8 protein-coding genes are annotated in these 12338 nt (G+C 40.6%); 7 read left to right on the top strand and 1 reads right to left on the bottom strand.

The window, feature by feature from the left end:
* Positions 1 to 23 precede the first annotated feature (23 nt).
* Positions 24 to 1235, top strand: a complete 1212-nt coding sequence (locus NE848_RS15340; protein ID WP_252115282.1) for an RsmB/NOP family class I SAM-dependent RNA methyltransferase — start codon at positions 24 to 26, stop codon at positions 1233 to 1235.
* A gap of 132 nt (positions 1236 to 1367) precedes the next feature.
* On the opposite strand, the gene NE848_RS15335 is transcribed toward NE848_RS15340, so the two are convergent.
* The gene (locus tag NE848_RS15335; protein ID WP_252115280.1) at positions 1368 to 1934 is read right to left on the bottom strand and encodes a DUF4377 domain-containing protein; all 567 of its coding nucleotides are present in this window, start codon (positions 1932 to 1934) and stop codon (positions 1368 to 1370) included.
* Positions 1935 to 2071: 137 nt separating this feature from the next.
* On the opposite strand from NE848_RS15335, the gene purL reads away from it, so the two are divergent.
* The 6 genes from purL (at position 2072) to NE848_RS15305 (ending at position 12326) form a co-directional block, all read left to right on the top strand.
* Positions 2072 to 5734 carry a phosphoribosylformylglycinamidine synthase gene (gene purL, locus NE848_RS15330; protein WP_252115278.1) on the top strand — a complete coding sequence of 1221 codons (3663 nt, stop codon included), beginning with the start codon at positions 2072 to 2074 and terminating at the stop codon, positions 5732 to 5734.
* Positions 5735 to 5858: 124 nt separating this feature from the next.
* Entirely contained in the window at positions 5859 to 7640 is a 1782-nt protein-coding gene (locus tag NE848_RS15325) for an AMP-dependent synthetase/ligase (protein WP_252115270.1), read from the top strand.
* 161 nt (positions 7641 to 7801) lie between these two features.
* Complete coding sequence (locus tag NE848_RS15320) at positions 7802 to 8254, top strand: MarR family winged helix-turn-helix transcriptional regulator (protein ID WP_252115268.1); 453 nt, start codon at positions 7802 to 7804, stop codon at positions 8252 to 8254.
* A gap of 46 nt (positions 8255 to 8300) precedes the next feature.
* Complete coding sequence (locus tag NE848_RS15315; protein WP_252115266.1) at positions 8301 to 10706, top strand: 3-hydroxyacyl-CoA dehydrogenase/enoyl-CoA hydratase family protein; 2406 nt, start codon at positions 8301 to 8303, stop codon at positions 10704 to 10706.
* Between the two features lie 40 nt (positions 10707 to 10746).
* Positions 10747 to 11100, top strand: coding sequence for a four helix bundle protein (locus tag NE848_RS15310; RefSeq protein ID WP_252115264.1), 354 nt, complete (start codon positions 10747 to 10749; stop codon positions 11098 to 11100).
* Positions 11101 to 11138: 38 nt separating this feature from the next.
* On the top strand, positions 11139 to 12326 hold the full coding sequence (locus NE848_RS15305; protein ID WP_252115262.1) for an acetyl-CoA C-acyltransferase: 1188 nt from the start codon (positions 11139 to 11141) through the stop codon (positions 12324 to 12326).
* Positions 12327 to 12338: the final 12 nt, after the last annotated feature.

Below are 12338 nucleotides of genomic sequence, written 5' to 3'. Positions count from 1 at the left end.
CTTTGCCGCTTTAAAGGAAATTTATGCGCCTACACAGAAATCTTGTTTTCGCCACTATCGATGCTCTTGCCGAAATTTTTAATGTGGGAAACTATGCCGATAAGGTAATCGAAAAGACCCTGAAAAGAGATAAACGCTGGGGTTCCAGGGATAGAAGTTTCATTGCGGAAACCACATACGATATTGTGAGATGGAAAAGACTGTACGCTGAGATTGCAGAGGTAAAAGAACCGTTCTCGAGAGAAGATCTTTTCAGGGTTTTCTCGGTATGGTGTGTGCTGCGTGGCATAAAATTACCAGACTGGCCGCAATTTGAAGGCACACCAGTTAGACGGATCAAAGGGAAGTTTGATGAGCTGAGCAAAATAAGAAAGTACCGGGAATCTGTGCCAGACTGGCTGGATGAACTTGGATCAAGAGAACTTGGAGATAAAACCTGGACCAAAGAGCTTCATTCGCTTAATAATCAGGCGCCGGTGGTTATAAGGGCCAATAAACTCAAAACCACTCCCCAGAAACTTGCAGAAATTCTGAAGGAAGAAGGTATAGAAACCTCAAACCTTAGAAACTATCCGGAAGCCCTGGAATTAAAGGAACGGGCCAATATTTTCCGAACAAAGGCTTTTAAGGATGGTTTATTTGAAGTTCAGGACGCGAGCTCACAAAGAGTCGCTGAATTCCTTAACGTTGAACCCGGAATGAGGGTGGTGGACACCTGTGCAGGCGCCGGTGGAAAAACTTTGCACCTGGCAGCCTTAATGGAAAACAAGGGCCAGATCATAGCCCTGGATATCTATGGAAATAAACTTAAAGAGCTAAAGCGCAGGGCTAAACGTGCCGGTGCGCATAATATAGATACAAGGAGCATAGACTCCACAAAGGTCATTAAGAAACTGTATAATACGGCAGACAGGGTGCTTATAGATGCTCCTTGCAGCGGATTGGGTGTTTTAAGCCGGAACCCGGATGCAAAATGGAAGTTGCAGCCGGAGTTCATTGAAAATATTAGAAATACCCAGCTTGATATTCTTCAGAAATATTCGCAGATATTAAAAAAAGGAGGGCAACTTGTGTATGCCACCTGCTCTATTCTGCCGTCAGAAAATCAGCAACAGGTACAGAAATTCCTGAAAACTGAAGAAGGTGCAAAATTCAGGTTAAAAAAGGAAAAGACCATCCTTTCAAGTGAAAGTGGTTATGACGGCTTTTATATGGCGTTGCTAGAAAAGGAATAAAAAGAGGCTAGCTTAAAAGTCTTGGAACTGTCATTGCGAGGCACGAAGCAATCTCATGTTTGGTAAGCAAAAGAGAGATTACTTCACTTCGTTCGTAATGACACCTGGAACTACTTTTTAGCCAACCTCTATTTACAGTATTGAAATTAGTTTTAAGGTCTCGCTATCTCCATGAACAAAAGTGCCTCTTACTTCATCCCTATCCTGAAGTATTTGGCTGAATTCCTCGCATAGATCAGAACAAATAATTTCATATTCATCCAGCAGGTAAAAATTATTATTTGAACCGGTAACAAAATTGCTTCCACCCCACTTTAATTTGATCTCAAAAGTCTCATCTTCAGATACCTTCTTCTTAGACCTTACGTTTACGAGTATATATTTTATTGAAGAACCATCCATGGGAGGATCTTCCACCTTTACTTTCCTTGCTTTCAAATCGTAAATATAGCCTAACTCAAAATCAAAGCCTTCTATTCCTTCATACAAATAACTCCAGTTTTCACTGCCAATGCCTTCCCCTTCCTGCATAAGGTAAACGAGATGAAGAGCTTCACCTATTCCTGTCTGCCTGTAATGATTAATACGCACGTCTACCAATTCACCTTGATTATTACCAACATCACCAACCATAGAACATGAATTTGTTCCAAGGAAAGCAAGAAAAATTAATACGAAAGAACCGCTTTTGATTAGCATGATGAGAAGTTTTTGATTGATTGTATCAAGATAAAGAATATCCACATGATTTGGAATATAACTTTCTTAAATTATTTATTCTAGCCAAGAAAAAATCATAAATTTGTGCCTTTCAAAAACAACACAAAACATAATAGATGATCCTTTTCTTCGGAAACCAGACCACCAAGGTTTTTGCTGTAGAGACCCACTCAGAACTTTCAGCTCAGGAAATCGCAAAATTGAACTGGCTTTTTGGAAATACTCAACAAATAAATAAATCTGCCCTGGCAGATTTTTTTGTTGGTCCCCGGGCAGCCATGATTACTCCATGGAGTACAAATGCCGTGGAGATCACCCAGAACATGGGAATTCACGGGCTTATAAGAATTGAAGAGTTTTTGAGAGTAGATGAACACTTCCATGATTATGATCCTATGCTCTCTCAAAAATATGATGGTCTTGACCAGGATATCTTCGATATTCATATCAATCCCGCACCGATCATAGAAGTTGACGATATAGAAGCTTTCAATCAACAGGAAGGTTTAGCGCTTAATATTGAAGAAGTTGCTTATCTGCAGGGATTGGCAGACAGGCTTGGAAGAAAACTGACAGATTCCGAAGTTTTTGGTTTCTCTCAGGTGAATTCTGAACACTGCCGTCACAAGATCTTCAACGGTACCTTTGTTATAGATGGTGAGGAGAAACCCGTTTCCCTGTTCAAGCTTATCAGGAAGACTTCCGAAGAGAATCCTAACGATATAGTTTCAGCCTATAAGGATAACGTAGCATTCGTAAAAGGACCCAGAGTAGAACAGTTCGCTCCTAAATCTGCTGATATTCCAGATTATTACGAGAATAAGGATTTTGATTCGGTAATATCCCTAAAAGCTGAAACCCATAATTTCCCTACCACTGTTGAACCTTTTAACGGGGCTGCAACTGGTAGTGGTGGTGAAATACGGGACCGGCTTGCCGGAGGAAAAGGTTCACTTCCACTTGCAGGAACCGCTGTATATATGACGTCTTACTCTCGTCTTGAAAAAGACAGAAAATGGGAGAAGGGGATGAAGGAAAGAGAATGGTTATACCAGACTCCGATGGATATCCTTATAAAAGCTTCCAACGGTGCTTCCGATTTTGGAAATAAATTCGGTCAGCCACTTATTTCCGGTTCTGTATTAACATTTGAACATTCAGAGCACGACCGTGCCCTAGGATATGATAAAGTTATCATGCTTGCCGGCGGCGTGGGATACGGAAAAGCCAGTCAGGCGAAAAAGGATGTTCCTAACAAAGGAGATAAAATAGTAGTACTTGGTGGTGAGAACTACCGGATTGGTATGGGTGGAGCTGCAGTTTCTTCGGCCGATACCGGAGAATTCAGTAGTGGAATCGAGCTTAATGCCATTCAGCGATCCAACCCTGAAATGCAAAAACGTGCTGCAAATGCGGTGCGCGGAATGGTAGAAGCTGAGGAGAATCCAATAGTTTCTATTCACGATCACGGTGCAGGAGGCCACCTTAACTGCCTTAGTGAGCTTGTAGAGGAAAAAGGCGGAAAAATAGACCTTGACGCTCTTCCCGTTGGTGACCCAACACTTTCTGCAAAAGAGATCATTGGGAACGAATCCCAGGAAAGAATGGGACTTGTTATTGGTAAAGCTGAAATTGAAAAATTAAAACGTGTGGCCGACAGGGAACGTTCGCCCATGTATGAAGTTGGTGACGTGACCGGTGATCATCGATTTACTTTTGAAGGAATCAAAACAGGTCAGAAACCTATGGATCTTGAACTATCTGACATGTTTGGAAGCTCTCCAAAAACGGTAATGACCGATAACACTGTAAAAAGAGATTATTCTAAGGTAGAATACCAAACCTCAAAAATACATGAGTACCTTGATCAGGTTCTGCAACTGGAAGCCGTGGCCTGCAAAGACTGGCTCACCAATAAAGTAGACCGTTGTGTTTCCGGAAGGGTGGCCAAGCAGCAGACTGCTGGAACACTTCAGTTACCGCTTAACAACTGTGGTGTAATGGCCTTAGACTATAAAGGAAAAGAAGGAGTTGCTACCTCTGTTGGCCACTCCCCAGTTTCAGCACTTGTAGATCCAGTGGCCGGATCAAAAAACTCTATTGCCGAAGCTCTTTCTAATATAGTATGGGCTCCTTTGGAAAAAGGTCTTAAATCGGTTTCCCTTTCGGCCAACTGGATGTGGCCATGTAATAATGAAGGTGAAGACGCCAGGCTCTATAAAGCTGTGGAAGGAGTTTCAGGTTTTGCAATTTCCCTTGGTATCAATGTACCCACAGGAAAGGATTCCCTTTCCATGAAACAAAGGTATAAGGATGGTGAGGTGATCTCTCCCGGAACCGTCATCATCTCTGCCGCCGGGCATTGTGATGATATCACCAAAGTTGTGGAACCAGTTCTGCGAAAGAAAGGTGGAGATATTTATTATATCAACCTTTCTCAGGACAAATTCAAACTTGGAGGTTCTTCTTTCGCTCAGATCCTGAACAAAGTTGGAAACGAAGTTCCAACTATTCAGAATGACAAAAAATTTGCTGAAACTTTCAATAGTATTCAGGGTCTTATAAAAAAGGATCTGATCCTTGCCGGGCACGATGTAGCTTCAGGTGGGCTAATTACTACCCTTCTTGAAATGTGTTTTGCCGATGTTGATCTTTCAGCAGATCTTGATCTTTCTCCATTGAATGAGAAAGATATCGTAAAGCTTCTCTTCAATGAGAACTGCGGAATAGTTTTCCAGGCGAAAGATGCTTCAGTTGAAGAAATCCTTAATGAAAAGAAGATCGAATTCTTTAAAATAGGAAAGGTTACTGAAGGAAAAGAACTTAAAATAAGAAATACAGGCGCTAACCTGAGCTTTAATATACCTGAACTAAGAGATACCTGGTTTAAGACTTCTTTCCTTCTGGACGAAAGACAAAGCGGAATAGATAAGGCTACAGAACGCTATCATAACTATAAGGAGCAACCTCTAGAATTTAAATTCCCGGAGCATTTCACAGGAAAACTTCCGGAAATAGATACTACCAAACCAAGAATTAAAGCGGCCATCATTCGTGAAAAAGGCTCAAATTCTGAAAGGGAAATGGCACGCGCCATGCATCTAGCCGGCTTTGATGTAAAGGATGTTCATATGACCGACCTGATTACCGGTAGAGAGACATTGGTAGATATTCAGTTTATCGCTGCTGTTGGAGGCTTCTCTAACTCTGATGTTCTTGGGAGTGCAAAAGGATGGGCCGGAGCATTCCTTTATAACGAAAAGGCTAAAAAAGCTCTGGATGATTTCTTTGCAAGAAAAGATACTTTATCGCTGGGAGTCTGCAACGGTTGTCAGTTGTTCATTGAACTGGGCCTTATCAATCCAGATCATGATCAAAAACCAAAAATGCTTCATAACGAATCGCATAAGTTCGAGTGTAATTTCACCTCTGTTGAAATTCAGGAAAATGATTCGGTAATGCTTTCAACACTTGCCGGAAGCAAACTGGGAATCTGGGCAGCACACGGTGAAGGTAAATTCAGCTTCCCTTATGAAGAGGAAAAATATAAGATCGTCGGGAAATATGGATATGAAGGCTACCCTGCCAATCCTAATGGTTCTCATTATAATACGGCAATCCTTACCGATGACAGCGGAAGACATCTTGTGATGATGCCTCATCTTGAACGTTCAACTTTTCAGTGGAACTGGGCTTATTATCCTAAAGACAGAAAGGATGAAGTCTCTCCATGGCTGGAAGGCTTTGTGAATGCCAGGAAATGGCTGGAGAAAAAATAATAAACTAATTTTTTATGAGCAATATTGAAGGGATGTTAAAAAACATCCCTTCTTTTTTAGAATATCGATTTGAAGTAGCTCCCTTTTTTGCTATTTTGCAAGGCATATCTAATTGATTAACTTCATGAACGAAATAAATAGACTCTTTGACTTTCCTTATTTTCAACTTGAAAATCACCCTTTAGAAGAGGCGTTTGCAACAAAATATAATGGAAAGTGGCAGGCAATTTCCACTCAGCAATATATAGATCAGGCAAATACGATAAGCCGTGGCCTCTTGCGATTAGGTGTAAAACCTAATGACAAAATAGCCATCATATCTACGAACAATAGAACTGAATGGAATGTGATGGATATTGGTATCCTGCAGATCGGAGCTCAGAACGTTCCAATCTATCCTACCATTTCTGAAGAAGATTATGAATATGTTCTAAATCACAGTGAAGCCAGTTATTGTTTTGTTTCAGACGAGGAGGTACTTCAAAAAGTAAATCATATCAAGGCGAATACTAAGTTAAAGGAGGTTTACAGCTTTGATGATTTGACCGACTGCAAGAGCTGGACTGAGATACTTGAGGCCGGGAAAGACAAAGCCAATCAGGATGAAGTAGAAAAATTAAAGAAATCTGTAAAAGCAGATGATCTCGCTACCCTTATTTATACTTCCGGTACCACAGGACGGCCAAAAGGTGTAATGCTTTCCCATGAGAATATCGTGAGTAATGTATTGGGAAGTGCACCGCGTGTTCCTTTTGAAACAGGCACTTATGTTTCGCTTAGTTTTCTTCCCGTTTGTCATATTTTTGAGAGGATGATCCTTTATTTATATCAGTATTATTCGGTTTCGGTCTATTTTGCAGAGTCTATAGACAAAATAAGTGACAACCTTAAAGAAGTAAAACCACATGTAATAACCGCAGTTCCAAGATTGCTGGAAAAAGTCTATGACAAGATCGTTGCTAAAGGATCTACCTTAAGCGGAATAAAACAGAAGTTATTCTACTGGGCTATAGAATTAGGTCTCGAATACGAACCATATGGAGCCAATGGATGGTGGTACGAATTCAGGCTAGGCCTTGCCAGGAAAATAATCTTCTCCAAATGGAAAGAAGGTCTGGGAGGAAATATAGAACTTATAGTCTCGGGAAGTGCAGCCTTACAGCCAAGACTTGCTAGAGTTTTTGCTGCTGCAGGAATTCCCGTAATGGAAGGCTATGGATTGACAGAGACTTCTCCCGTAATTGCAGTGAATGATGAACGCAACCACGGATTCAAAATCGGAACGGTAGGCAAACCTTTAGACAATGTAGAGGTGAAAATTGCTGAAGATGGAGAGATCCTTGCCAAAGGACCTAATATTATGAAAGGTTATTATAAAGATAAGGAGAAGACAGATGAAGTTCTTGAAGCCGACGGTTTCTTCCATACGGGAGATATTGGTGAAATAGATAAGGAAGGTTTTCTAAAGATAACCGATCGTAAAAAGGAGATGTTCAAAACATCTGGAGGGAAATATGTGGCTCCTCAGTTAATTGAGAACACAATGAAGCAATCCCGTTTCATTGAACAGATTATGGTGGTTGGTGACGGAGAAAAAATGCCGGCGGCATTGATTCAGCCTAATTTTGAATTTATTGAAGAATGGGCCCGTCGTAAGAACATTGATCTTGGTGACGGCAGTACTGAAAATATCGCCAATAATGATCTTGTAAGAGAACGTATCCAGGAAGAAGTGGATTTCTACAACCAAAAATTCGGAAAATGGGAACAGGTAAAGACCTTTGCCCTTACGCCGGAAGCATGGACGGTAGAAGATGAACACCTTACCCCTACCATGAAATTAAAACGGCGTATTATTCGTGACAGGTATCACGACTTATATGAAAAGTTATATGATCGCTTTTAATTGAAGCTTTGAAATTTTAATAAAAAAAACTCCTCCCGACCAGAGGAGTTTTTTTGTTTTAACAATTTAATAGTTGGATTTTCATAAAATCTGAATTTTTAAATAATTTTATTATGCATGCATAATATTTTTTCCTAACTTTGGATTCATTCAAATAGAAAATGAAAGAAAAGACAATAGATTATGTTCTGCGTGCCACCTGGATGGCTGTTTCTAAAATGTATAATGAGGAAGCAGGAAAAGCCGGGAGCACAATGGCCACAGGTTTCGCCCTCTTAAGCATAGATCCCGAAGAAGGTACCCCTTCCACTTCTCTTGGTCCAAAAATGGGAATGGAGGCTACAAGCCTTTCAAGAATCCTGAAATCTATGGAAGAAAAAGGTCTTATTATTAGAAAGAAGAATCCTAACGATGGTCGTAGTGTCCTTATCCATCTTACCGATTTTGGAAAAGAGATGAGAGATTACTCGAAACGCGTTGTACTTCGGTTTGATGAAGCAGTTAAGGAAAACGTTTCAGAAAAAGACCTGCATACCTTTATAGAAGTTGCCAATACCATAATGGAACTAATCAACGAGAAAAAAATATATACCGAAGAGATCAAAATAAAATAAATCGTCCGGCATTACCGGGAGTTTTAAAAATGATAAAAACCAAAAGATGAAAAGAAGGATTAATAAAGTTGCAGTAATAGGCTCTGGTATAATGGGGAGCGGTATCGCCTGCCATTTTGCCAACATTGGCGTAGAGGTGCTTTTGTTGGATATAGTGCCAAGGGAACTTAATGAAAAAGAACAAAAAAAGGGTCTCAGTCTTGAAGATAAAGCAGTTCGTAATAGAATCGTAAATGATTCATTACAAAGTGCCTTAAAATCCAAGCCTTCTCCAATTTATCATCAGGATTTTGCCAGCCGTATAAAAACCGGAAACCTTGAAGATGATATATCTAAAGTTTCGGAAGTAGACTGGATAATTGAAGTGGTTGTAGAGAGACTTGACATAAAAAAACAGGTCTTTGAAAACCTTGAAAAACACAGGAAAGAAGGAACTCTAATTACGACAAATACTTCAGGGATTCCTATAAATTTTATGACCGAAGGAAGAAGCGAAGACTTTAAAAAACATTTCTGTGGAACTCACTTCTTTAATCCACCAAGATATTTAAGACTATTTGAAATTATTCCTGGAAAGGAAACTTCAGAAGAAGTCCTCGACTTCCTCCATATGTACGGTGAGAAGTTTCTGGGTAAAAAACCGGTTCTTGCGAAAGACACCCCTGCGTTCATTGGGAACCGTATAGGGATCTTCAGTATTATGAGCCTTTTTCATATGGTTAAGGATATGGGAATGACCATTGAAGAAGTGGACAAACTTACCGGTCCGGTCATTGGCCGACAGAAATCGGCCACATTCAGAACAGTGGATGTGGTGGGCTTAGATACCCTGGTGCACGTTGCCAATGGACTATATGAAAACGTTCCACAAGACGAACAACACGACCTTTTCGCCTTACCTGATTTCATAGATACCATGATGGAAAATGAATGGTATGGTAGCAAGACAGGTCAGGGCTTTTATAAGAAAATTAAAAAGGAAGACGGTTCCAGCGAGATCAAATCTCTCGATCTAGACACGATGGAATACCGGGACAGAAAAAGCGCTTCTTTTGCCACTCTGGAATTAACCAAGTCTATAGATAATGTAGAAGACCGTTTTGAAGTCCTTGTAAATGGAAAGGATAAAGCCGGAGAATTCTATAGAAAGACCTTCTCTGCCCTATTTGCTTATGTATCTAACAGGATCCCTGAGATCTCAGACGAGTTATATAAGATAGACGACGCCATGAAAGCCGGTTTTGGCTGGGAGCACGGACCATTCCAGATATGGGATGCTATCGGCGTAAAGAAAGCTATCGAAATGATGAAGGAAGAAGGCCATGAACCTGCGGCCTGGGTAAATGAAATGCTGGAAAATGGTAGTGACAGCTTCTACACCGTTAAAGAAGGTGCAACCTACTATTATGATATAGAAGCCAAGGAACAGAAGAAAGTTCCGGGTCAGGATGCTTTCATAATTCTGGACAATATCAGGGAATCTAAAGAAGTCTTTAAGAATAGTGGTGTTGTGGTAGAAGATCTTGGTGATGGAATTTTGAATGTTGAATTCCGAAGCAAGATGAACACCATTGGCGGTGACGTTCTTGATGGTATTAACAAAGCCATAGATATGGCCGAAAAGGACTATCAGGGACTGGTAGTAGCCAATAATGGTAAGAACTTCTCTGTAGGTGCAAATATTGGAATGATATTCATGATGGCGGTAGAACAAGAGTATGATGAGCTTAATATGGCTATCAAATACTTCCAGGATACCATGATGCGTATGCGTTACTCTTCTATTCCGACTGTGGCTGCACCTCATGCAATGACACTGGGTGGAGGCTGTGAACTTTCACTACATGCCGATAAAGTGGTTGCTGCGGCAGAAACTTATATCGGATTGGTTGAATTTGGAGTTGGTGTGATCCCCGGTGGTGGTGGAACCAAAGAAATGACCGTGAGAGCTGCCGATACCTTTCAAAAAGATGATGTGGAATTAAACCGACTTAGAGAGCATTTCCTTGCTATAGGTATGGCTAAAGTTTCAACTTCAGCATATGAAGCATATGACCTGAACATACTTCAGAAAGGAAAAGATATTGTGGTGGTGAACCCCGACAGGCAGCTGGCAATTGCTAAAAAGCATGCTCTGCTAATGGCTGAAAATGGTTATACAAAACCGATTCATAGAACCGATATAAAAGTGCTTGGTAAACAGGCATTAGGAGCTTTCCTTGTAGGAACCGATCAGATGAAAGCCGGAAACTACATTAGCGAACATGATCAAAAGATCGCCAACAAACTGGCATATGTAATGGCCGGAGGTGACCTTTCAGAAAATCAAAAAGTAAGCGAACAATATCTCCTGGATCTTGAAAGGGAAGCATTCCTCTCTCTTACGGGAGAACGCAAAACTCTCGAAAGACTTCAGCATATGCTGAAAAAAGGAAAACCGCTTAGAAACTAGATAATAGATCTGAGATTTTAGACTTTAGAAATTTATTAAGATGCACAATTTTCAGGAACTTAAGATTTGGCAAAAAGCCATAAGTGTTGCGGAACAGGTCTATATCCTTTCTTCCCGTTTTCCTATTGAAGAAAAGTATGGACTTACCAGCCAGATTAGAAAAAGTGCTGTTTCTATACCATCTAATATCGCCGAAGGTGCTGGTCGCAATACAAACGGAGAATTCAGGAATTTTCTGGGTATCGCAAATGGCTCAACAAATGAGTTGATAACTCAACTTATAATTTCTAATCGTTTAAAATTAATTTCAGAAGATAAAATTAAACCAATAATTAATGATTTGATGGAGATACAGAAAATGAATTTCAGTTTATTAAAGAAGTTCGTCAATTAAATCTCACTTCTCAAATCTAATATCTAAATACTAGAAAAATGAAAACAGCATATATAGTAAAAGCATACAGGACTGCAGTAGGAAAGGCTCCACGTGGAGTATTCAGGTTTAAAAGACCCGATGAGCTGGCTGCTGAAACCATCCAATACATGATGGAAAAATTGCCTGAATTTGATAAAAAACGAATCGATGATGTTATCGTAGGAAACGCGATGCCGGAAGCGGAACAGGGACTTAACGTAGGACGACTGATCTCCCTTATGGGATTAAAAATTGAAGATGTTCCGGGAATGACGGTTAATCGCTATTGTGCTTCAGGTTTGGAAACTATCGCAATCGCAACCGCCAAGATCCAGAATGGTATGGCCGACTGTATCATCGCCGGGGGAGCAGAAAGTATGAGTTATATCCCAATGGGAGGTTATAAACCAGTACCAGACTATGAACTTGCCAAGCAGGGACATGAAGATTATTACTGGGGTATGGGACTTACCGCCGAAGCTGTGGCGAAAAAATACAATGTCTCTCGTGAAGATCAGGATGAGTTTGCCTATAATTCTCACCAAAGAGCTATAAAGGCCCAGGCGGAAGATCGATTCCAGGACCAGATAGTCCCCATAAACATAGATGAAACTTATGTTGATGGAGATGGAAAGAAACAAACAAAATCATATACGGTAAATAAGGATGAAGGCCCACGAAAAGACACTTCAATTGAAGTTCTAAACAAACTTAGACCCGTATTTGCAGATGGAGGAAGTGTTACCGCCGGAAATTCTTCGCAAATGAGTGACGGTGCGGCATTTGCCATGGTGATGAGTGAGGAAATGGTAAAAGAACTAAACCTTGAGCCGGTGGCCAGGCTTGTAAGTTATTCTACGGTGGGTGTTGAACCAAGAATTATGGGAATCGGGCCGGTGTATGCTATCCCAAATGCGTTGAAACAGGCTGGACTTAAAAAAGAAGATCTAGAACTTATAGAACTAAACGAGGCCTTCGCCTCTCAATCCCTTGCGGTTATCAGAGAACTTGATCTTGACAAGGAGAAAGTGAATGTAAATGGAGGGGCCATCTCAATGGGGCATCCACTTGGATGTACCGGAGCGAAGCTTTCTGTTCAGATTTTCGATGAAATGAAAAAACGTAACCTTAAAGATAAATATGCCATGGTTACCATGTGCGTTGGAACAGGACAGGGAGCTGCGGGAGTTTATGAGATATTTTAGAAAGTAGAAAAG

This window comes from Gramella jeungdoensis, assembly GCF_023805255.1.
Classification (GTDB): domain Bacteria; phylum Bacteroidota; class Bacteroidia; order Flavobacteriales; family Flavobacteriaceae; genus Christiangramia; species Christiangramia jeungdoensis.
The sequence above is the reverse complement of the archived record's forward strand: the minus strand, read 5'-3'. Positions and strand labels throughout refer to the sequence as shown.

Excerpts from the sequence above, each read along its gene's own strand:
- NE848_RS15340 (WP_252115282.1), top strand. The coding sequence starts at position 24 with ATGCGCCTACACAGAAATCTTGTTTTCGCCACTATCGATGCTCTTGCC.
- NE848_RS15335 (WP_252115280.1), bottom strand. The coding sequence starts at position 1,934 with ATGCTAATCAAAAGCGGTTCTTTCGTATTAATTTTTCTTGCTTTCCTT.
- purL (WP_252115278.1), top strand. The coding sequence starts at position 2,072 with ATGATCCTTTTCTTCGGAAACCAGACCACCAAGGTTTTTGCTGTAGAG.
- NE848_RS15325 (WP_252115270.1), top strand. The coding sequence starts at position 5,859 with ATGAACGAAATAAATAGACTCTTTGACTTTCCTTATTTTCAACTTGAA.
- NE848_RS15320 (WP_252115268.1), top strand. The coding sequence starts at position 7,802 with ATGAAAGAAAAGACAATAGATTATGTTCTGCGTGCCACCTGGATGGCT.
- NE848_RS15315 (WP_252115266.1), top strand. The coding sequence starts at position 8,301 with ATGAAAAGAAGGATTAATAAAGTTGCAGTAATAGGCTCTGGTATAATG.
- NE848_RS15310 (WP_252115264.1), top strand. The coding sequence starts at position 10,747 with ATGCACAATTTTCAGGAACTTAAGATTTGGCAAAAAGCCATAAGTGTT.
- NE848_RS15305 (WP_252115262.1), top strand. The coding sequence starts at position 11,139 with ATGAAAACAGCATATATAGTAAAAGCATACAGGACTGCAGTAGGAAAG.